The organism is Limnohabitans sp. (assembly GCF_031539175.1).
GTDB lineage: Bacteria > Pseudomonadota > Gammaproteobacteria > Burkholderiales > Burkholderiaceae_C > Limnohabitans.
The window spans coordinates 1-21,024 of record NZ_JAVKLQ010000007.1; the positions used below are offsets into that span (position 1 = coordinate 1).

Sequence of the window (21,024 nt, forward strand, 5' to 3'; positions counted from 1 at the left end):
AACCGTGACGGATGAGGAATTGACTATGATTGAAAACCGATTGAATCATCGCCCCAGAAAGCGACTAGGATTCAAGACACCTCACGAGGTATTCCATGCCTCGTTAAAGCGTGTTGCACTTCGTCCTTGAATCCGCCAATTGATATATCATCTCTATTGAAACTTTACTTATTGGGGATGAATATATGGCACGTACAACCGTCGCAAATCAACTTGCTACTATTCGTAAACAACGCGAGTTGTTGGCTAAAAAAGAACAGGCGTTGTTGAGCAAATCACACGACAAAGTTCTGTCGCAAATTGTTCAAATGGCCAAAGATGCTGGCTTGACAGCTGCAGACATCACCAAGGCACTGACAGAAGGCAAGCCCGCGAAGGCTGGCAAAGTTGCCAAGGCGCCTAAAGCTGTTAAAAAAGGCGCATTGGCTGGTAAGAAAGTGGCACCTAAATACCGTAATCCCGCTAATCCAGAGCAAACGTGGACAGGTCGTGGCGTTTCGCCAACTTGGGTTCAGGCTTTGAAAACCGCCGGTACTTTAGATACTGCACTGATTGCCGTAGAGCCCGCAGCGGTTTAACGTCGTTTTGATATGCATCAAAGCCCGCGTCATGCGGGCTTTTTGTTTTATATCTGAGGTTCTGTTTGAACTTGCTCAGTTCTAGAATGAGCTTTTAAACAAAATTAATCGAAAAATGAAAAAGACAATATCAGTTCTTGGTTTTATTGTTTTTGGAATGATGAGCGTCTACGCTGCGACCGCCGGTTATCCTACGGTCCCGTTGAATGAGCTGCCAGATCCTTTGCGCTCCGTGTGGAAAGAGCAAAAACCAGAAATGACGCCAATGAGTCATTGCGCGGCCGCATTTGACAGCCATACGGATGGCGAAAAAATGATATTTCGCTGTTCGATCCATATCAAGATGTCAGCCGAGGGAGAGCGTCGTGCCATGCGCTATTGCGAGGAAAGACGTGCTGAAAAGAATATCAAAGCCCCTTGCAGACTGGTGCAGGAATAAAGGGAACTGACTTTTCGCGAGCGGCTTAACTTCTTCGATCTAAGAGTTGAGCCGCTAAGGCGTGCAACGCATCGCGGTAAGGGCTGGGCGCCAAGACGTGCAAAGCGGCAATGGCGCGCTCCGCTTCCAAGCTGGCGGAACTGCGCGTGGCCTCTAACGAGCCCGTGCTGCGCACGATGCGAACAATGTCGGGCAAGGCCTCCATATCACCGTTTTCAATGGCCCGCTGAATGATGAGGCGTTCTTGTTCAGGGGCGCGCTGCATGGCGATGATCAAAGGTAAGGTATTTTTCCCTTCGCGCAGGTCATCACCTAAATTTTTACCAAGTTCTTGAGCGTCGCCGTCGTAATCAAGCACATCGTCAATCACTTGAAATGCAGTGCCTAATGCTTGGCCATAGTCGGCACATGCCGCTTCTACCTCGGGCGTGCTGCGTGCCATGATGGCTGCTAAACGGGTGCTGGCTTCAAATAACTTCGCTGTTTTTGAGCGAATCACGCGTAAATAACCCGCTTCATCCAGCGAAGCGTCATGCATGTTCATCAGTTGCAAGACTTCGCCTTCTGCAATCACATTCGTGGCATCAGCCAAGACTTCCATCACGCGCATTTCGCCAGAGTCAACCATCATTTGAAAAGCGCGCGAATATAAAAAGTCACCGACCAGCACGCTGGCAGGGTTGCCAAACGATTCGTTGGCGGTGGCACGGCCTCGGCGCAAGGTCGACTCGTCGACCACATCGTCGTGCAGCAGGGTGGCGGTGTGGATGAACTCCACAATGGCGGCTAAGTTATGGCGCTGGGTGTCTTGATAGCCAAGAGCCCCCGACATGAGTAAGACCAAGGCGGGGCGAATGCGCTTCCCGCCTGCTGAAATGATGTACTGCGACACCGTGCTCACCAAAGGCACGCCTGAGTCCAAACGTTGCGCGATGACGCGGTCAACCTCTGCCATATCGGCAGCAATCAAAGACAGGGCGGAGGAGGAGGCAGAGGTCAAAACAGGGAGGTACTCAACAGTTGAAAAGCCAGCAAATTATAGGGATGTGCGGGTTAGCCTTGGAACTGCTACAATTTCGGGCTCTGCGGAAATTCGTTCGCAGATATCCAAATAGATTCTTATCTAGAGGTCTCACATGTACGCGGTCATAAAAACCGGTGGCAAACAGTATCGTGTTGCTGCTGGTGAAAAAATTAAAGTAGAACAGATTGCTGCGGACGTTGGCCAAGAGATTGTGATCGATCAAGTTTTGGCAGTCGGTAACGGCGCTGAACTCAAGGTCGGCACACCCTTGGTGTCCGGTGCAACTGTCACAGTGACAGTTTTGTCTCATGGCAAGCACGACAAAGTGCGTATTTTCAAAATGCGCCGTCGTAAGCACTACCAAAAACGCCAAGGGCATCGTCAGCAGTTCACTGAACTGCAGATTGCTTCCATCAACGGCTAAGGAGCATTTGACATGGCACAGAAAAAAGGCGGCGGCTCTACGCGAAACGGGCGTGATTCCAAGCCCAAAATGCTCGGTGTGAAAGCTTTCGGCGGTGAGTTGATCTCCGCAGGCGCCATCATCGTGCGTCAACGTGGTACCAAGTTTCACCCCGGCGTTAACGTCGGCGTGGGCAAAGACCACACCTTGTTCGCTTTGGTTGATGGCCACGTGTCGTTCGGCGTTAAAGGCGCTTTGAACAAGCACATGGTCAACGTGACACCTGCTTAATTGAATTAAGCAGAATGTTGCAAAGCCCCGATTCGTCGGGGCTTTACTCTTTTTAGACTACATCCATGAAATTCGTTGACGAAGCCTATATCGACATTGCCGCTGGCGATGGGGGGAACGGCTGCGTCTCGTTCCGCCATGAGAAGTACAAAGAATTTGGAGGCCCCAACGGTGGGGATGGTGGGCGAGGCGGGCATGTGTTTGCCATCGCCGACGTCAACCTGAACACCTTGGTCGACTTCCGCTTCTCGCGCCGCCATGAGGCCAAGCGCGGGCAGCACGGCTTGGGTTCCGACATGTTCGGGGCGGCCGGAGACGACATCATTCTGAAAATGCCGGTGGGCACCATCATCACTGACGCCGAAACTGGCGACGTGTTGTTTGAGTTGCTGACCCCGGGTGAGGTCATCACCATCGCCAAAGGCGGTGACGGTGGCTTCGGCAACATGCGTTTCAAGAGCGCCATCAACCGCGCGCCTCGTCAAAAAACGCCCGGCTGGCCCGGTGAAAAACGCAGCTTGAAGCTGGAGCTCAAAGTGTTGGCCGATGTCGGGTTGCTGGGCATGCCGAATGCCGGCAAGTCCACGTTGATCTCCGCGATCTCCAATGCGCGTCCCAAAATTGCCGATTACCCCTTCACCACCTTGCACCCCAATTTGGGCGTGGTGCGCGTGGGCCCTGAGCAAAGCTTTGTGGTCGCCGATGTGCCGGGGCTGATTGAAGGTGCGTCTGACGGTGCGGGCTTGGGACACCAGTTTTTGCGCCATTTGCAACGCACCCGCCTGCTTTTGCAGATCGTGGATGTGGCCCCTTTCGACGATGGTGTCGATCCCGTGGCGCAAGCCAAGGCCATCGTGGCCGAACTGAAGAAATACGACAAAGCCTTGTACGACAAACCACGTTGGTTGGTCCTGAACAAGCTCGACATGATTCCTGCCGACGAGCGTGCTGCGTTGGTGGCGGACTTCGTCAAACGTTTCAAATACAAAGGCCCCGTGTTTGAAATCTCCGCGCTCACGCGTGAAGGTTGCGAGCCTTTGATCAAAGAAATCTACAAGCACATCAAAGCGCAGCAGGTGGCCGAGCAGCCGCCTGAGTACATCGATCCGCGCTTTGCTGAGCCCACGCCTTAACGTTTCAACATGACAGAACTTCGCTCCACCGTGTTGCGCGATGCGCGTCGCATCGTGGTCAAAGTCGGTTCTAGTTTGGTGACCAATGAAGGTCGCGGCTTAGACGAGCAAGCCATTGGTGAATGGTGTCGTCAACTCAGCGCCTTGGTGCGCGATGGCCGCGAGCTCATCATGGTCTCCAGTGGCGCGATTGCCGAAGGCATGAAGCGTTTGGGTTGGACCACGCGTCCCAAAGAACTCCACGAATTGCAAGCCGCCGCCGCCGTCGGCCAAATGGGTTTGGCCCAGATGTACGAAACCAAGTTGCGTGAAAACGGCTTGGGTTCTGCGCAGGTGCTGTTGACCCATGCAGATTTGGCGGACCGCGAGCGTTATTTGAATGCGCGGTCCACTTTGTTGACCCTGTTGGCCCACGGGGTGCTGCCGGTCATCAATGAAAACGACACTGTCGTCAACGATGAAATCAAGTTTGGCGACAACGACACCTTGGGAGCCTTGGTGGCCAACTTGGTCGAGGCCGATGCTTTGATCATTCTCACGGACCAAAAAGGCTTGTTCACCGCCGATCCGCGCCATGACCCCGCCGCGACGTTTGTGCATGAAGCCCGCGCAGGCGACCCCAAACTCGAAGAAATGGCGGGCGGAGCGGGCTCCAGCATTGGCCGTGGCGGCATGATCACCAAAATCTTGGCGGCCAAACGCGCGGCAGGTTCCGGTGCTTCTACCGTGATTGCGTGGGGGCGCGAGCCCGATGCGTTGCTACGGCTGACACAAGGCGAGGCGATTGGCACCTTGCTGATCGCGCCGACTCAAAAGCAACAAGCCCGTAAGCAATGGATGGCCGATCATTTGCAATTGCGAGGTGCAATCACCATCGATGAAGGTGCCGCTGTCAAGTTGCGTCACGAGGGCAAGAGTTTGTTGCCCATTGGCATGACCGCTGTGAGCGGTGATTTTTCACGCGGCGAAGTGATTGCCATCGTGGACGGGCAGGGCCAAGAAATTGCGCGCGGTCTGGCCAATTACGCCAGCGCCGAAGCGCGTTTGCTGTGTCGCAAGCCCTCGACCGATGTGGAGTCCTTGCTTGGCTACGTGGCCGAAGCTGAAATGGTCCACCGCGATAACTTGGTCCTCACCAAGTTAGCTTGATAAAACGATGACATGGGCACCAAGAGGCCCATGCCGATCGTTTCAGCCCTCGTGGGGGCGCATCGCAGACTGAGGGTCTGGATCGAAGGTCGCGCCGGGCGGCAACTCCATGTGACCAGACACCCCAAATTGCTTGGACATCACCATCATGTCTTGCGGATGCTGATGCGTGTTGCGTTGAAATCTGTTTCGGTTGTCTTGGCGCGGCAAAAAGCGTGACAGCTCGGTCAGCGCCATTTCATACACCCCACGCTTGAACTCCACCACCACATCCAGCGGCACCCAATAATCGTTCCAACGCCAAGCGTCGAACTCAGGGTGGTTGGTGGCACGCAAGTTCAAGTGGTGGTCAGGTGCCACCAGTTGAAGCAAAAACCAAATTTGCTTTTGGCCTTTGTAAAAGCCACGCGCATCACGGCGAATAAACCGGTCAGGCACCTCATAGCGCAACCAATCACGGGTACGGGCAACGATGCGCACATGCTCTTGTTTGAGCCCCACTTCTTCATGCAGCTCGCGGATCATGGCTTGCTCGGGTGTTTCTCCTCGATCAATGCCGCCTTGCGGGAACTGCCAGCTGTGCGTGCGAATGCGCTTGCCCCAAAAAACCTGATTTTTTTGGTTGAGCAAGATGATGCCGACGTTGGGTCTGAACCCCTCTCGGTCAAGCATAATCAAACCTCAAATTTTTAAACTGAGACCATTATGCACAGAGCTGCATCTTGTCTCTCGGATTTACCTAAATTCCCCTCTCTTTATCGACCTTAGTTGCCCGCATGAAAGCCTCTCAGTTTTTAATTTCCACCCTCAAAGATGCCCCCGCAGATGCCGAAGTGGTCAGCCACAAATTGATGATGCGTGCGGGCATGATCAAAAAGCTCGGCGCTGGTATTTACAACTACATGCCCATGGGCTTGCGTGTGATTCGCAAGGTCGAGGCGATCGTGCGCGAAGAGATGAACAAGGCGGGTGCCATTGAGCTGACCATGCCCGTGGTGCAACCCGCCGAGCTATGGCAAGAGACGGGCCGTTTCGACAAGATGGGCCCTGAGTTGCTGCGCATCAAAGACCGCCACGGCCGCGACTTTGTGGTGCAACCTACCAGCGAAGAGGTGGTGACCGACATCGCCCGCCAAGAAATTCGCAGCTACAAGCAGTTGCCCAAAAACTTCTACCAAATTCAAACCAAATTCCGCGATGAGCGTCGTCCCCGATTTGGTTTGATGCGTGGTCGCGAATTCATCATGAAAGACGCGTACAGCTTTGACCGTGACCAAGTCTCGGCCAAGCAAAGCTACCAAGTCATGGCCGACGCGTATCGCAAAATTTTTGACCGGTTCGGCTTGACCTACCGCGCGGTGGCCGCTGACAGCGGCGCCATCGGTGGCGACTTGAGCGAAGAGTTTCAAGTGATTGCCGCCACGGGCGAAGACGCCATCGTCTATTGCCCCACCAGCAACTACGCCGCCAACATGGAAAAGGCCGAGGCCTTGGCCCCCACGCAAACACGCGGCTCAGCCACGCAGGCGCTGACTAAAACCGCCACGCCTGGCAAGAGCACCTGCGAAGACGTGGCGGCCTTGTTGAACGTGCCGTTGAACACCACCGTCAAGTCACTGGTGCTGGCCACCGATACGCTCAACGACAAAGGCGAAGTCGTCAAGTCACAAGTCTGGCTCTTGCTCTTGCGCGGCGACCACGACATGAACGAAGTCAAAGTGGGCAAGCTGCCCGGCTTTGAAGGCGGCTTCCGCTTTGCGACGACTGGTGAAATTGATGACCACTTCGGTTGCAAGCCTGGCTACCTCGGCCCCGTCAACTTGAAGCAGCCTTTGAAAATCGTGGCTGACCGCGATGTGGCTCTCATGGCCGATTGGATTTGCGGCGCCAACGACGTGGACTTCCACATGACGGGCGTCAACTTTGGCCGTGATGTGGCTGAACCTGATTTGGTGGCCGACATTCGCAATGTGGTGGCCGGTGACGCATCACCCGACGGCCAAGGTGTGCTCGCCATCGAGCGCGGCATCGAAGTGGGCCATGTGTTCTACCTCGGCACCAAGTACAGCCAAGCCATGAACGCGACGTTCTTGGATGTAAACGGCAAGCCTCAATTCATGGAAATGGGTTGTTACGGCATTGGCGTCACACGCTTGCCAGCCGCTGCCATCGAACAAAACCACGACGAGCGCGGCATGATTTGGCCTGACGCCATTGCACCGTTCACGGCCGTCATTTGCCCCGTCAACATGGACCGCAGCGAAGACGTCAAAACCGCCGCCTTCAAGCTCTACCAAGAACTGTTGGCTTTGGGCGTGGACGTCATCTTGGACGACCGTGGCGAGCGCCCCGGCGCGATGTTTGCCGATTGGGAGCTGATTGGCGTGCCACACCGCGTGACCATTGGTGACAAGGGTTTGAAAGACGGTGTGGTCGAGTACCAACACCGCCGCGACACCGAATCTACCAAAGTGGCTGTGGCTGACGTTTTGGCGCATGTGAAGGCCAAACTCGGTCTGTGATGCAACAGGCTGCTTGCTCCCGCCTAGGCCAAGTTGGCTTGGCGGGTGTTGAGCTTCTGATGCGGGTCATGGCCCTGCAAGGGGGGCGCGCTCTCAGGCCCCTCAGGACCGTGTTTTCTTTGTTCTGTGCCGCGTGCATCGCTTCGGCCCACGCAGGCAGTCAGCGTGAAGAACCCTTGATCGACTCGGTGCGCACCGCACTCAGTGCGGCCGTGAACTCGTCGGCCCCACCCAGCTTGGTCCATGCCGACGACAAAGCCGCGCAAGCCTTTCAGCAATGGCTGACACAGGCTGAGGCGCGCTTAGCCAAACAACTGCAGCGTCGCAAAGCAAGCACGACGTCGCCCGATGCATTAACCCATGAGTTAGCCAGCGCACATTTGCGTCGCGAATTTCTACAAACCGTTTGGTACGAAAGCCAGCGGGCGGGTTTGGAGCCTGCATTGGTTTTGGGGCTGATTCAAGTCGAGAGTGGTTTTCGCAAGTTCGCCATCAGCAGCGCAGGCGCGCGGGGCTTCATGCAGGTCATGCCCTTTTGGACGCGCGTCTTGGCACAAGACGATGCATCGGTGCTCTTTCAAGCCCAAACCAATTTGCGCTTCGGCTGCGTGATCTTGCGTCATTACCTCAACCTCGAAAACGGGCATTTGGCCTTGGCGCTGGGTCGTTACAACGGCAGCCGAGGGCAGATGGACTATCCCAATGCCGTCATCTCCGCCAAAATGGCGTGGCAATGAAACCTCATTTTTTTTCACACCTTGGTTATTGGCTTTTCATTGGGCTCTTGATGCTCAGTGGCTGTGCCACGCCTGAGTACAAGGCGGCGTACCAAGAGTGTTCGCCCAGCGCGTACAGCCAATACCCAGAGGACAAGGTTCGCTCGTTCGAGATGCGTCAGCGTTGGGTTCAGGTGCCGACGGGGCGAGTCAATTGCGTCACCGTCCAAGATGCGGCGCACAACAAGCAAACCGTGTGTACGCCCGTCATGTGGATGGACAGCGTCATGGTGATGGAGCCTGTGATCGTGGACCGCAACGAAGAGCCACGTCGACGTCTGATCAGCGCATGCGCGGAAAGTTTGTGCGTGCAGCGTTTTGGCAATCACGAATGCAAACCCACGGTCCCTGCGCCTGAAGCTGCACCCCCTGCCGCAGCCACGCCACCATGAAAAAAGCCCGCTGCAAGAGCGGGCTTTGTCTCAAATGACAAGTCGTAGATTAGCCGTTGATCACTTGGGTCAACTCGCCCGACTCGTACATTTCCATCATGATGTCTGAGCCACCGATGAACTCGCCCTTGATGTAGAGCTGAGGAATGGTGGGCCAGTTGCTGTATTCCTTGATGCCTTGACGAATTTCGGCATCGTCGAGCACGTTCACGGTCTTGATGGCTTTGGGGTCGACGCCGCAGGCTTTCAAGATCTGAATGGCGCGGCCAGAAAACCCGCACATGGGGAAGCTTGCGCTGCCTTTCATGAACAGCAACACCTCGTTGCCCTTTACCAGCTCATCAATACGTTGTTGCACATCGCTCATGGGTCACTCTCCAAATCAAAAGTTAATTATTTCACTGTTGGCCATTGTCCGCCCGTGCAGCGCAGGATGCCCGCGATGTCAGGGCGGCTTTGTACCGCTTCGAAGCCTTGGTTGCTTAACAAAGTTTGCACGGCATGGGCTTGGTCAAAGCCGTGCTCCAGCAGCAGCCAGCCGCCGGGTTTGAGGTGGTGGCTGGCTTGGCGCACGATGGCGCGAATGTCATCTAAGCCATCGTGGCCTGACGCCAATGCCGACAAAGGTTCGTGCTTCAACACGGCCAAATGGGCATCGTCGCTGGCCACATAAGGTGGGTTGGAGACGATGGCATCGAAGTGCTGGGGCTGGCCAACGTTTGGCGCCTCAAATGGGGCGAGCCAAGATCCATGGTGAAACGCCACAGCCAGCCTGAGGCGTTGCGCATTGGCTTGGGCCACGGCCAAGGCGTCCGCACTGGCGTCTACGGCGCAGAGTTGGGCGTCTGGGCGTGCGTGTTTCAGGGCCAATGCAATGGCGCCGCTGCCCGTGCCTAGGTCTACCACAGAGGGGGTGGGCGTATCAGCGAGGCAAGACAAGGCCCATTCCACCAAGGTTTCAGTGTCGGCACGTGGATCGAGCACGCGGGCATCCACTTGCAAACGCAAACCAAAAAATTCTTTGTGACCCGTGATGTAGGCTACGGGTTCTGTGTTGAGTCGCCGTTGTACGTAGCTGGCAAACGCGTCTTGGATGCCCGCGTCGAGCACATCGTCGCTGTGCGCGAGCAGCCACGCGCGGTCGTGTGGTTCGCGGCCCAAGGCGTGCAACAACAGCACTTGCGCGTCTAGGCGCGGCAGCCCTAAAGTTTGCGCGCCCATGAGGGCTTGTTGCACGGTGGGGGCGCTCATGTGTTGCCCACTTCCAGCGCCGCCAACTGCTCGGCTTCGTGGGCGTGACGCAAGGCTTGCAGCGCATCGCCCAAATCGCCTTCCATGATGAAGTTGAGCTTGTAGAGCGTGAGGTTGATGCGGTGGTCGGTCCAACGCCCTTGCGGGAAGTTGTAGGTGCGAATGCGGTCTGAGCGGTCGCCGCTGCCAATCAGCCCCTTGCGCATGGCCGCGTCTTTGGCGGCGCGCTCGGCGCGGTCTTTTTCTTGGATGCGTGCGGTCAGTACTTTGAGGGCCGATGCTTTGTTGCTGTGCTGGCTGCGGCCATCTTGGCATTCGGCCACGATGCCCGTGGGCAAGTGGGTGATGCGCACCGCAGAGTCGGTCTTGTTGATGTGCTGGCCGCCCGCACCGCTGGCGCGGTAGGTGTCGATGCGCAAATCAGACGGGTTAATTTTGATGGCCTCGGCTTCATCCGGCTCGGGCAGCACCGCCACGGTGCAGGCGCTGGTGTGGATGCGGCCTTGGGTTTCGGTGGCGGGCACACGCTGCACGCGGTGGCCACCTGACTCAAACTTGAGCCAGCCATACACGCCGTCGCCGCTGGAGCCGCCGTCCATGCGGACCACCACTTCTTTGTAGCCACCTAGTTCGCTTTGTGATTCGCTCACGATCTCAGTGCGCCACCCTTGGCGCTCGGCGTAGCGCATGTACATGCGCAGCAAATCGGCGGCAAACAGGGCCGACTCGTCGCCGCCCGTGCCTGCGCGAATTTCAATGAACGCAGGACGCGCATCGTCGGGGTCTTTGGGCAGCAGCATGCGCTGCAATTCGGCCTCTAACTGCGTCAACTCCGCTTGGGCGCTGGCAATTTCTTCGTCCGCCATGGCGCGCATCTCGTCATCGTCGCCCACGTCTTGCAGCATGTGTTGCGCGGCTTGCATGTCGGCTTCGCGCTGTTGGTAGCGGGTGAAACGGCTGGCGGTGGCGGCCACATCGGTGTGTTCGCGAGACAGGGCCAAAAACTGCGCCATGTCTTTCATGATGTCTTCGCGAGACAGCAAAAAGTCGAGCTCGGCCAAGCGTTGCGTGTAGCGCGCCAGTTGGGCGCGTAAAAAGTCTTTCATGGGCGAGCCTAGCGGTTGCCGCGCAAAAAGAAGTGCTCAATCGCGCGGCGGGCGTCTTCGCGGGCGGTGATGTCGCCGGCATGCAGCTCAGCCATGGCACCGTGCAGCATTTTTTGGGTCAGACCGCGTGACAGCGTTTCGAGCACCGCATCCACATCCTCGCCTTTGGCCAGCAGCTTGCGTGCGCGGGCGAGTTCGGCTTGGCGCCATTCGTCGGCTTGGGTGTTGAGTTGCTGAATCAGCGGTACGTTGCTGCGCTGGTCTAACCAGTTGGCAAAGCTTTGCACGCCTGCGTCAATGATGGCTTCGGCTTGCGCCACAGCGGCTTGGCGGTTGGCTTGGCCGGTTTGTACCACCACCGACAAATCGTCTACGGTGTAGAGGTACACGTCTTCGAGCGACTTCACTTCGGGCTCAATGTCGCGTGGCACGGCCAAGTCGACCATGAACATGGGGCGGTGCTTGCGTTGCTTGAGTGCACGTTCGACGGCGCCCAAGCCTATCAGGGGCAGGGTGCTGGCGGTGCAGCTCACCACCACGTCGAATTCATGTAGGCGCTCGGGTAAGTCGGCCAAGCGCATCACTTGGCCGCCAAATTGTGTGGCGAGTTTTTCGCCGCGCTCGAGTGTGCGGTTGGCGATGGCGATGCCTTTGGGCGTTTTGGCCGCGAAATGGGTGGCGCAAAGCTCAATCATTTCGCCTGCGCCCACAAACAACACGCGGGTTTCGCTCAAATCTTCAAACAATTGGCTGGCCAAACGCACGGCAGCGGCGGCCATGCTGATGGAGTGCGCGCCAATCTCGGTAGAGCTGCGCACTTCCTTGGCCACGGCGAACGAGCGTTGGAACAGTTGATTGAGGGTGGTGCCCAACGCACCGGCCTCTGAGGCGGCACGGACCGCGTCTTTCATCTGACCCAAAATTTGGGGCTCGCCCAGCACCATGGAGTCGAGGCCGCTGGCGACGCGAAAGGCGTGGCGGGCTGCTTGGTCGTCTTGCAGGGCGTAGGTGTGGCCGTGCAGCGCATCGGGTGACACGCCCCCCGATTGGGCCAGCCAAGCCAAGGTTTGTTGCAGTTGGGTGGCATCGCCCGCGCCGTAAATTTCGGTGCGGTTGCAGGTGGACAAGATGGCCACCTCGCTGTCTTGGGTATGGCTCAGGCGCAACGCACTCAATGTGGGCGCCATTTGTTCGAGGGCGAACGCGAACTTTCCCCGCAAGTCGAGCGGAGCTGTGTTGTGATTGAGGCCCAAAGCCCAGACTGCCATCCCCAGATTATAAAATTTACGCGCATGGGTCCTTCAGAACACATCATTCACACTTTTAACTTCATCGCCCCCGCGTGGTGGATGGCCTTGTTTTGCGCCTTGTTCGCCCGTTTTGTCCTGCGCCGCTGGCTCTCTGCCTCACGCTGGGGGGTACTGACACAGACTTTTTGGGGCGGTGTGTTGGGCACGCTCATCTTGTTGGGCGGTTTGTGGCTCTGGGGCGTTGACGGCAAGATGGCCACCTACGGCGCTTTGGTGCTGGCCTGTGCCACGGCGCAATGGCTGATGTGCCAAGGCTGGCGACGCTGAAGCATCCACTTCGTGGGTAAGTTCTCTCTGGGGCTGCTCGGCCTTAGGGGCATACCCTGCAGTACCATTCATGCCCAATAAGCGAACCTTAAGCGCCGTCTACGCGCACCCTGATCTATGAACGCTCCCACCTCGCTCAACCATTTGCTCGCCACGGCCCCTGAAAGCCCTCGGCTGCGCGAAATCCCCTACAACTACACCTCGTTTTCTGACCGCGAAATCGTGATCCGTTTGCTCGGTCTCGATGCTTGGGAGTTGTTGTTGCGTCTGCGCCAAGAGCGTCAAACGGGGCGTTCGGCACGCATGTTGTACGAGGTGTTGGGTGATATTTGGGTGGTGCAGCGCAACCCGTATTTGCAAGACGATTTGCTGGACACGCCCAAGCGTCGCCACCAATTGGTGGAGGCTTTGCACCACCGTTTGGGCGAAGTGGCCCGCCGCCGCACCCCACAAGACGATGCTGAGCGCGATGCCTTGGTGGGCCAGTTGTTGCAGGCGGCCAGCCGTGCCATTGAAGAATTCAATGCGCAGTTCGACACCATCGCCGATTTGCGCAAAAAGACCACCCGGTTGTTAAAGAAGCTCACGGCCAGCGACAACATCAAGTTCGATGGCCTGTCGCGCGTGTCGCATGTGACCGACGCCACCGATTGGCGTGTGGAATACCCCTTCGTCGTGCTCACCCCCGACAGCGAAGCTGAAATGGCCGGCATGGTCAAAGGCTGTATCGATTTAGGCTTGACCATCGTGCCGCGTGGCGGTGGCACGGGCTACACCGGGGGTGCCATTCCCCTGACATGGCGCAGTGCGGTGATCAACACCGAAAAACTCGAAGCCATGACCGAGGTGGAGATGCGCCAGTTGCCGGGCCTCGACCAGCCCGTGCCCACCATCTGGACCGAAGCCGGTGTGGTGACGCAGCGCGTGGCCGATGCCGCCGAGCGTGGTGGTTTTGTGTTCGCGGTAGACCCCACTTCCGCCGAAGCCTCTTGCATTGGCGGCAACATTGCCATGAACGCGGGCGGTAAGAAGGCTGTGTTGTGGGGCACCGCGCTCGACAACTTGGCCAGCTGGCGCATGGTGACGCCGGACGCGCAGTGGCTGGAAGTCACCCGCGTGCAGCACAACCTCGGCAAGATCCACGATGCCGAGATGGCCAGCTTTGTGCTGAACTATTTCCAAGCCGATGGCAAAACGCCCATCCGCGAAGAGCGCCTCGACATCCCCGGTAAAACCTTCCGCAAAGAAGGCTTGGGCAAAGACGTGACCGACAAGTTTTTGAGCGGTCTGCCGGGCATCCAAAAAGAAGGCTGCGACGGCTTGATCACCAGCGCCCGCTGGATCGTACACCGCATGCCGCAGCACACCCGCACGGTGTGCATGGAGTTCTTTGGCAACGCCAAAGACGCGGTGCCCAGCATCGTGGACATCAAAGATTTCATGTTTGCCGAGCAAAAGCGCAGCGGCGTGTTGTTGGCCGGTTTAGAGCATTTGGACGACCGTTATTTGCGCGCGGTGGGCTATGCCACCAAGAGCAAACGCGGTGGTCTGCCCAAAATGGTGTTGATCGGTGACATCGCCGGTGACAACGCCGACGACGTGGCCCGTGTTACCTCTGAAGTGGTGCGTTTGGCCAACTCACGCAGCGGCGAGGGCTTTGTGGCTGTCAGTGCTGAGGCGCGTAAAAAGTTTTGGTTGGACCGCAAACGCACAGCAGCCATCAGCCGTCACACCAACGCCTTCAAGGTCAACGAAGACGTGGTCATTCCACTGCCGCGCATGGCCGAGTACACCGACGGCATTGAGCGCATCAACATCGAACTGAGTTTGCGCAACAAGATCGCCTTGTGCGACGCCTTGGACGATTTTTTTGCCAAAGGCAACCTGCCGCTGGGCAAGTCGGACGATGCGGCGGACATTCCATCCCCCGAGTTGATGGAAGACCGCGTACAGCAGGCACGCGCCCTCATTGAGGACGTTCGCGGCCTGTGGCAAGGCTGGTTGCGTGACTGCGATGGTTTGTTCCCGCAGTTGCAAGACCACAGCTTGCGTGCCAGTTGGAAAACCCAAATCCGTGCGGTGTTGCAAAACATCTTCACGGGTGCCCAGTTCTTGCCCATCTTGGACGAGTGCAATGCCATTCACAAACGCGTGCTCAAAGGCCGCGTTTGGGTGGCGCTGCATATGCACGCCGGTGACGGCAACGTGCACACCAACATTCCGGTCAACAGCGACGATTACGCCATGCTGCAAACCGCCCACGAAGCGGTGGCCCGCATCATGGTGCTGGCGCGTTCGTTGGACGGCGTGATTTCGGGCGAGCACGGCATTGGCATCACCAAGCTGGAGTTCATGACCGACGCCGAGTTGAAGCCCTTTGCTGACTACAAAGCCCGTATCGACCCCGAAGGCCGTTTCAACAAAGGCAAATTGCTGCGCCATGCGGACGCCGATGCCACCGTGCGTCATGCCGATTTGAGCCAAGCCTACACGCCTAGTTTTGGCTTGATGGGCCACGAATCGCTCATCATGCAGCAGTCCGACATTGGCGCCATCGCGGGCAGCGTGAAAGACTGTTTGCGTTGCGGCAAGTGCAAGCCCGTGTGTTCTACCCACGTGCCACGTGCCAACTTGCTTTACAGCCCACGCAACAAAATTTTGGCCACCTCTTTGTTGGTCGAGGCCTTTTTGTATGAAGAGCAAACCCGTCGTGGCGTGTCCATCAAACACTGGCAAGAGTTTGAAGACGTTGCCGACCACTGCACGGTCTGCCACAAGTGCTTGACGCCTTGCCCCGTGAACATCGACTTCGGTGACGTGTCCATGAACATGCGCAATTTGTTGCGCAAGATGGGGCAAAAGAGCTTCCGCCCCGGCAACGCCGCGGCCATGTTCATGCTCAACGCGACCAACCCCGAGACCATCAAGTTCGCTCGCAGCGCGATGGTGGACGTGGGGATGAAGTTGCAGCGTGTGGCGCACGACGTGCTGGGCGTGATGGCACGCAAGCAAACCAAAGCCCCGCCCGCCACCGTGGGCACAGCGCCCATCAAAGAGCAGGTGATTCACTTCATCAACAAAAAAATGCCGGGTGGTTTGCCCAAGAAAACCGCCCGTGCTTTGTTGGACATTGAAGACAAAGACTACGTGCCGATCATCCGCAACCCGCAGGCCACCACCTCAGAGACCGAGGCTGTGTTCTATTTCCCCGGTTGCGGCTCGGAGCGCTTGTTCAGTCAAGTCGGTCTCGCCACGCAAGCCATGTTGTGGCATGCGGGCGTGCAAACGGTGTTACCGCCCGGTTACCTGTGCTGCGGTTACCCGCAAAAGGGCTCGGGTCAGTTTGACAAGGCCGACAAAATCATCACCGACAACCGCGTGCTCTTCCACCGCGTGGCCAACACACTGAACTACCTCGACATCAAAACCGTCGTGGTCAGCTGCGGCACGTGCTTTGACCAGTTGCAAGGCTACGAGTTCGACAAGATCTTCCCTGGTTGCCGCATCGTCGACATCCACGAGTTCTTGCTCGAAAAGGACATCAAGCTCAATGCCGAACAGCAAGCGGGCTATTTGTTTCACGATCCTTGCCACAGCCCCATGAAGCAGCAAGACCCGATGAAAACGGTCAAGGCTTTGGTGGGCGATCAAGTGGTCAAGAGCGACCGTTGCTGTGGCGAGTCGGGCACTTTGGGTGTGACGCGCCCTGACATTTCGACCCAAGTGCGCTTCCGCAAAGAGGAGGAGTTGCAAAAAGACGAAGTCGCCTTGCGTGCCATGACTGGCCAAGCCAAAGGTGACATGAAGATCCTCACCAGCTGCCCCAGCTGCTTGCAAGGTTTGACCCGTTACGGCGACGATTTGCAAAATGGTTTGCTCGAAGCCGACTACATCGTGGTCGAGATGGCGCGCAAGATCTTGGGCGAGCAGTGGATGCCCGAGTACGTGGCCCAAGCCAATGCCGGTGGCATTGAGCGCGTGTTGGTTTAAACCGAAAGACAGCAATGGCCGGCCTCGAAAAACATACCCCCACACCGCAAGACATCACCGTGCACGGCGCGTCCCGTGCGCTTGAAATTAGCTTTTCAGATGGCGCGACGTTCCGCATCCCGTTCGAGCTGATGCGCATCTACAGCCCCTCCGCTGAAGTGCAGGGCCACGGCCCGGGCCAAGAGGTGTTGCAAACCGGTAAGCGCGAGGTGGGGTTGGAGGGCTTGGAGCCTGTGGGTAACTACGCCGTCAAGCCCACGTTCAGTGACGGCCACGACAGTGGGTTGTTCACTTGGGAATACCTGTATTTCTTGGGTTCCGAGCAAGACCAGCTTTGGGCCGATTACGAACGCCGTCTGAGCGAAGCGGGCACCAGCCGCGATGCCCCCATGCCTGAAAAGGCAGGTGCAGGCTGTAGCAGTCACGCACATTGATAAAATTGTCAAAATTATGAGTAGCACCCATTTCGGTTTCAAAACCGTCGACGAAGCAGAAAAAGCCAAGCATGTCCGTGGCGTGTTTGACTCTGTCGCGTCCAAATACGACGTGATGAACGACCTCATGTCCGCCGGTTTACACCGCCTCTGGAAGCGTTACACCGTGATGGTGGCTGATTTGCGCGAAGGCTCGCAAGTGCTCGACATTGCAGGTGGCACGGGCGATTTGTCGATGGCGTTTGCCAAAAAGGTCGGCAAAACGGGCCGCGTGGTGCACACCGACATCAACGAAGCCATGCTGCGCACGGGGCGCGATCGTTTGCTTGATCACGGCTTTGTGTTGCCCACCTTGGTGTGCGATGCCGAAAAATTGCCATTCCCAGACAACCACTTTGATGTGGTCAGCGTGGCTTTTGGTTTGCGCAACATGACGCACAAAGATGTGGCGCTCAAAGAAATGTGCCGCGTCCTCAAGCCCAACGGCAAGTTGCTGGTGCTCGAATTCTCCAAAGTGGCCAAGCCGCTGGAGAAGGCCTACGACTGGTATTCCTTCAATATCCTGCCCAAGTTGGGCCAGATGATTGCGGGGGATGACGCCAGTTACCGTTATTTGGCCGAGTCCATTCGCATGCACCCCAGCCAAGAAGAACTCAAAGCCCTCATGAAGCAAAGTGGTTTTGGTCATGTGGACTTTCACAACATGAGCGCAGGCGTTGTCGCGCTTCATGTTGGAATCAAGTGCTGAACAATTAAAAATCAATGGAGATCAAGAAATGAAACAACTGTGGACCACGATTTTGGTGATTGCAATGGCGCTCACCAGCCTGCACGCCGAGGCTGCCAAGCGCTTGGGTGGCGGCAAGTCCATGGGGCAGCAGTCCAGTAACGTGACGCAACGTGAGGCGGTCAAACCCGCCCCAGCTGTCACGCCCGCTCCCAGTACCGCGCCCAGCGCAGCCCCTGCGGTGGCTCAACCTAAGAAATCTTGGGGCATGGGCGGCATGTTGGGTGGCTTGGCGGCCGGTTTAGGCTTGGCTTGGCTGGCGCACTCCTTGGGCTTTGGTGCTGAGTTTGGCCAGTTTTTGATGTTTGGTTTGATTGCTTTGGGCGTCATGATGGTGGTGGGCATGGTCATGCGCCGTCGTCAACCTGAGCAGGCGGGCAACAGCCCTTTCGCCTTTGAAGGCGCGGGTGCTCCCGTCAACCCCAGCAATTTGCCGCAATACAACCCCAAAAACGTGGGCAACGACGCTTCGGCTCGCCCCATGGATACCGATCCAACTTACGCCCCTCAAGCGGCTTATGCGGGCGGCTCCATGATCGGTTCGGGCTTGGCTGGCAACCAGACGTGGGGCATTCCGGCTGGGTTTGACACCTTGGGCTTTGTGAACGCTGCCAAACAAAACTTCATCACCTTGCAGCAAGCTTGGGACCGTTCAGACATCCCCGCCTTGCGCGTCATGATGACGGACAGCATGCTGGACGAGATCAAAACGCAATTGGCAGAGCGCGAGGCCACGGCCAGCGGTCAAGTCAACCACACCGAGGTGGTGATGTTGGATGCACAGTTGTTGGGCATCGAAGAAGTCGGGGCGGCTTACATGGCCAGCGTGGAGTTCTCAGGCTTGATTCGCGAAGACACGTCGGCCGGTCCCACACCATTCCGTGAAGTTTGGAACATGACCAAACCCAAAGACGGCAGCTTGGGTTGGTTGGTCGCGGGCGTGCAAGCGCTGCAATAAACCACGGCTTTATCAGGACGCTTCGAGAGGGGCGTCCAAACAAGGAATAATTGGGGACTATGGCAACACAGTCCCCTTTTTCTTGGTTGGCCGACGCAGCAGATGCGTTGCGCGCCAAACTCCCGACCGATCTCCCGTCTTCTTTCACGCCGCCTGCTTGGGCGGTGGCCGAAGTGCAGCAACGCGTGGTCTTGTTTTTGAACCATGTGTTGATGCACGAGCCTGCTGCACGTGATCGTTTGCAGCGCCAAAAAGGTCGCCAAGTGCAGGTCTGCTGGCGCGACCAAGTGTTTCAGTGTCAATTCACACCGGCAGGGTTGGTCGAGTTCATACCTGCGCAAGACGGGGCCTCGGCGGCCGACTTGGTGTTGCGTGTGAACGAGCCTTCGCCTTTTGCCTTGGCCAAAACTGTCTTGCAAGGCGAGAAGCCCCCCATTCGCATTGAAGGCGATGTGCAGCTGGCTGCTGAAGTCAATTGGCTCATCGACCATGTGCGTTGGGACGCAGAAGAAGATTTGGCGCGTTTGATCGGTGACGCGCCTGCCCACACCGTGGTGCAAACCGGTCTGAGGGTGGTCGAGGCCTTGCGCAGCTTTGTGCAACAGCGCATGACGACGAAGGCTTCGACATGACACGCTTTTTGCGCGGTTTTTACATTGTTCTGATCGTCTTGCGCTACGGCTTGGACGAGTTGGTGCTCACCAGTTTCCAAAAGCCGGGTCTGCGTTTGTTGGCGCGCATTGTGTCCATCGGGCGCGATTTGTCGGCTCCTCGCGGCCAGCGCTTGCGTGAGGCGCTGGAGCACCTTGGGCCTATCTTTGTGAAATTTGGACAGGTGCTTTCTACCCGTCGCGATTTGTTGCCGCCCGACATCGCTGACGAGCTGGCGCATTTGCAAGACCGTGTGCCACCGTTTTCGTCTGACGTGGCGGTGGGCATCATCGAGCGTGCGTTTGGACGTTCGTTGGATGAGATCTTTGTGGAGTTCACGCACAAGCCCGTGGCCAGCGCGTCCATCGCGCAGGTGCATTTTGCGGTCATCAAAAATCGCGACGGCACAACGCGCGAAGTGGCGGTCAAGGTGTTGCGCCCTGGCATGCTCACAGTGATCGATAAAGACCTCAGCCTCATGCGCATGATGGCCGGTTGGGTGGACCGCTTGTCGGCTGACGGCAAACGGTTGAAACCCCGCGAAGTGGTGGCCGAGTTTGACAAGTACCTGCACGACGAACTCGACTTCATGCGTGAAGCCTCCAACGCCGCGCAACTGCGCCGCAACATGGAAGGCCTCAGTTTGGTCTTGATTCCCGAAATGATTTGGGACTTCTGCCGCGATGATGTGATCGTGATGGAGCGCATGAAGGGTGTGCCCATCAGCCAAGTGGACCGTTTGCGTGCCGCGGGTGTGGACATTCCAAAGCTCGCACGCGATGGCGTGACCATCTTTTTCACCCAGGTGTTTCGCGATGGTTTTTTCCACGCCGACATGCACCCCGGCAACATTCAAGTGAGCTTAGAGCCGGCCACTTTTGGACGTTACATCTCGCTGGACTTTGGCATCGTGGGCACGCTCACAGAAACCGACAAAGAGTACTTGGCGCAAAACTTCACGGCCTTCTTTCGACGGGACTACAAACGCGTGGCTGAACTGCACATCGAGTCCGGCTGGGTGCCCGCTGATACGCGGGTCGACGAGTTGGAATCCGCCATTCGCGCGGTCTGCGAACCGTACTTTGATCGCCCGTTGAAAGAAATTTCATTGGGCCTGGTGCTCATGCGTTTGTTTCAAACCTCGCGCCGCTTCAATGTTGAGATTCAGCCGCAGCTCGTGTTGTTGCAAAAAACGCTGCTCAACATCGAAGGCTTGGGCCGCCAGCTCGACCCTGAGCTGGACTTGTGGAGCACCGCCAAACCGTTCTTGGAAAAGTGGATGCTCGACCAAGTGGGCCCCAAAAAACTGTGGGACCAATTGGTGGCCGAAGCCCCGCGCTACGCCAAGCTGTTGCCCGAATTACCTCGCTTGGTGCATGACTTTTTGAAGCATCGCCAAAACGACAGCAACGCACAGTTGCAATTACTCATCGATGAACAGCGCCGCACCAACCGCATGCTGCAGCGCCTGATGTGGGTGGGGGCAGGCTTTTTGGGCGGTTTGTTGCTGGTGCAGCTGTTCATGCGTACCCACGCTTTTTATTGATTTTTCAGGAGTTGACC

At 57.3% G+C, this 21,024-nt stretch carries 21 protein-coding genes and 1 pseudogene; 16 read left to right on the top strand and 6 right to left on the bottom strand.

What is annotated here, in order from left to right:
- Positions 1-185 precede the first annotated feature (185 nt).
- Both RMS95_RS01310 and RMS95_RS01315 read left to right on the top strand, forming a co-directional pair.
- The gene (locus RMS95_RS01310) at positions 186-578 is read left to right on the top strand and encodes an H-NS histone family protein (RefSeq protein WP_310642886.1); all 393 of its coding nucleotides are present in this window, start codon (positions 186-188) and stop codon (positions 576-578) included.
- A gap of 115 nt (positions 579-693) precedes the next feature.
- A complete protein-coding gene (locus tag RMS95_RS01315) occupies positions 694-1,017 on the top strand; it encodes a hypothetical protein (RefSeq protein WP_310642887.1) in 324 nt (107 codons plus the stop codon).
- Positions 1,018-1,042: 25 nt separating this feature from the next.
- On the opposite strand, the gene RMS95_RS01320 is transcribed toward RMS95_RS01315, so the two are convergent.
- On the bottom strand, positions 1,043-1,972 hold the full coding sequence (locus RMS95_RS01320) for a polyprenyl synthetase family protein (RefSeq protein WP_310643169.1): 930 nt from the start codon (positions 1,970-1,972) through the stop codon (positions 1,043-1,045).
- A gap of 181 nt (positions 1,973-2,153) precedes the next feature.
- Between RMS95_RS01320 and rplU the strand changes: the two genes are divergently transcribed.
- The 4 genes from rplU to proB all read left to right on the top strand — a co-directional run bounded on the left by rplU (position 2,154) and on the right by proB (position 5,017).
- On the top strand, positions 2,154-2,465 hold the full coding sequence (rplU, locus tag RMS95_RS01325; RefSeq protein ID WP_104796975.1) for a 50S ribosomal protein L21: 312 nt from the start codon (positions 2,154-2,156) through the stop codon (positions 2,463-2,465).
- A 12-nt stretch (positions 2,466-2,477) separates the two neighbouring features.
- On the top strand, positions 2,478-2,735 hold the full coding sequence (gene rpmA / locus RMS95_RS01330; RefSeq protein ID WP_100131650.1) for a 50S ribosomal protein L27: 258 nt from the start codon (positions 2,478-2,480) through the stop codon (positions 2,733-2,735).
- Between the two features lie 65 nt (positions 2,736-2,800).
- Positions 2,801-3,868, top strand: a complete 1,068-nt coding sequence (cgtA, locus tag RMS95_RS01335; RefSeq protein ID WP_310642890.1) for an Obg family GTPase CgtA — start codon at positions 2,801-2,803, stop codon at positions 3,866-3,868.
- Between the two features lie 9 nt (positions 3,869-3,877).
- Positions 3,878-5,017, top strand: coding sequence for a glutamate 5-kinase (gene proB, locus RMS95_RS01340; protein ID WP_310642893.1), 1,140 nt, complete (start codon positions 3,878-3,880; stop codon positions 5,015-5,017).
- 180 nt (positions 5,018-5,197) lie between these two features.
- Here proB and RMS95_RS01345 read toward each other — a convergent pair.
- Positions 5,198-5,689 (bottom strand): annotated as a pseudogene (locus RMS95_RS01345) (RNA pyrophosphohydrolase); the annotation flags it as partial.
- A 104-nt stretch (positions 5,690-5,793) separates the two neighbouring features.
- Here RMS95_RS01345 and RMS95_RS01350 point away from each other — a divergent pair.
- From RMS95_RS01350 to RMS95_RS01360, 3 genes are all read left to right on the top strand, one after another.
- Positions 5,794-7,539, top strand: coding sequence for a proline--tRNA ligase (locus RMS95_RS01350; protein ID WP_310642897.1), 1,746 nt, complete (start codon positions 5,794-5,796; stop codon positions 7,537-7,539).
- A 68-nt stretch (positions 7,540-7,607) separates the two neighbouring features.
- Complete coding sequence (locus tag RMS95_RS01355) at positions 7,608-8,276, top strand: lytic transglycosylase domain-containing protein (protein ID WP_405023348.1); 669 nt, start codon at positions 7,608-7,610, stop codon at positions 8,274-8,276.
- Between the two features lie 50 nt (positions 8,277-8,326).
- A complete protein-coding gene (locus RMS95_RS01360) occupies positions 8,327-8,707 on the top strand; it encodes a hypothetical protein (RefSeq protein ID WP_310642901.1) in 381 nt (126 codons plus the stop codon).
- A 49-nt stretch (positions 8,708-8,756) separates the two neighbouring features.
- Here the strand turns inward: RMS95_RS01360 and grxD are convergent, their stop codons facing one another.
- The 4 genes from grxD to hemA are packed head-to-tail and all read right to left on the bottom strand — an operon-like array spanning position 8,757 to position 12,332.
- On the bottom strand, positions 8,757-9,074 hold the full coding sequence (gene grxD, locus RMS95_RS01365; protein ID WP_310642903.1) for a Grx4 family monothiol glutaredoxin: 318 nt from the start codon (positions 9,072-9,074) through the stop codon (positions 8,757-8,759).
- Positions 9,075-9,100: 26 nt separating this feature from the next.
- Entirely contained in the window at positions 9,101-9,958 is an 858-nt protein-coding gene (gene prmC, locus RMS95_RS01370; RefSeq protein WP_310642905.1) for a peptide chain release factor N(5)-glutamine methyltransferase, read from the bottom strand.
- The gene (gene prfA, locus RMS95_RS01375) at positions 9,955-11,064 is read right to left on the bottom strand and encodes a peptide chain release factor 1 (protein ID WP_310642907.1); all 1,110 of its coding nucleotides are present in this window, start codon (positions 11,062-11,064) and stop codon (positions 9,955-9,957) included. The genes prmC and prfA overlap by 4 nt, the downstream gene beginning before the upstream one ends.
- Before the next feature lie 8 nt (positions 11,065-11,072).
- A complete protein-coding gene (hemA, locus tag RMS95_RS01380; RefSeq protein WP_310642908.1) occupies positions 11,073-12,332 on the bottom strand; it encodes a glutamyl-tRNA reductase in 1,260 nt (419 codons plus the stop codon).
- A gap of 24 nt (positions 12,333-12,356) precedes the next feature.
- On the opposite strand from hemA, the gene RMS95_RS01385 reads away from it, so the two are divergent.
- The 7 genes from RMS95_RS01385 (at position 12,357) to ubiB (ending at position 21,007) form a co-directional block, all read left to right on the top strand.
- Positions 12,357-12,641 carry a hypothetical protein gene (locus RMS95_RS01385; RefSeq protein WP_310642910.1) on the top strand — a complete coding sequence of 95 codons (285 nt, stop codon included), beginning with the start codon at positions 12,357-12,359 and terminating at the stop codon, positions 12,639-12,641.
- Positions 12,642-12,758: 117 nt separating this feature from the next.
- The gene (locus RMS95_RS01390) at positions 12,759-16,631 is read left to right on the top strand and encodes an FAD/FMN-binding oxidoreductase (protein ID WP_310642912.1); all 3,873 of its coding nucleotides are present in this window, start codon (positions 12,759-12,761) and stop codon (positions 16,629-16,631) included.
- Positions 16,632-16,645: 14 nt separating this feature from the next.
- A complete protein-coding gene (locus RMS95_RS01395; protein WP_310642914.1) occupies positions 16,646-17,065 on the top strand; it encodes a DUF971 domain-containing protein in 420 nt (139 codons plus the stop codon).
- A 16-nt stretch (positions 17,066-17,081) separates the two neighbouring features.
- A complete protein-coding gene (ubiE, locus tag RMS95_RS01400; RefSeq protein ID WP_310642916.1) occupies positions 17,082-17,813 on the top strand; it encodes a bifunctional demethylmenaquinone methyltransferase/2-methoxy-6-polyprenyl-1,4-benzoquinol methylase UbiE in 732 nt (243 codons plus the stop codon).
- Positions 17,814-17,841: 28 nt separating this feature from the next.
- Entirely contained in the window at positions 17,842-18,810 is a 969-nt protein-coding gene (locus tag RMS95_RS01405; RefSeq protein WP_310642919.1) for a TIM44-like domain-containing protein, read from the top strand.
- A gap of 59 nt (positions 18,811-18,869) precedes the next feature.
- Positions 18,870-19,442 carry a hypothetical protein gene (locus RMS95_RS01410; protein WP_310642922.1) on the top strand — a complete coding sequence of 191 codons (573 nt, stop codon included), beginning with the start codon at positions 18,870-18,872 and terminating at the stop codon, positions 19,440-19,442.
- Complete coding sequence (gene ubiB, locus RMS95_RS01415) at positions 19,439-21,007, top strand: ubiquinone biosynthesis regulatory protein kinase UbiB (RefSeq protein WP_310642924.1); 1,569 nt, start codon at positions 19,439-19,441, stop codon at positions 21,005-21,007. Before RMS95_RS01410 ends, ubiB begins: the two co-directional genes overlap by 4 nt.
- Positions 21,008-21,024: the final 17 nt, after the last annotated feature.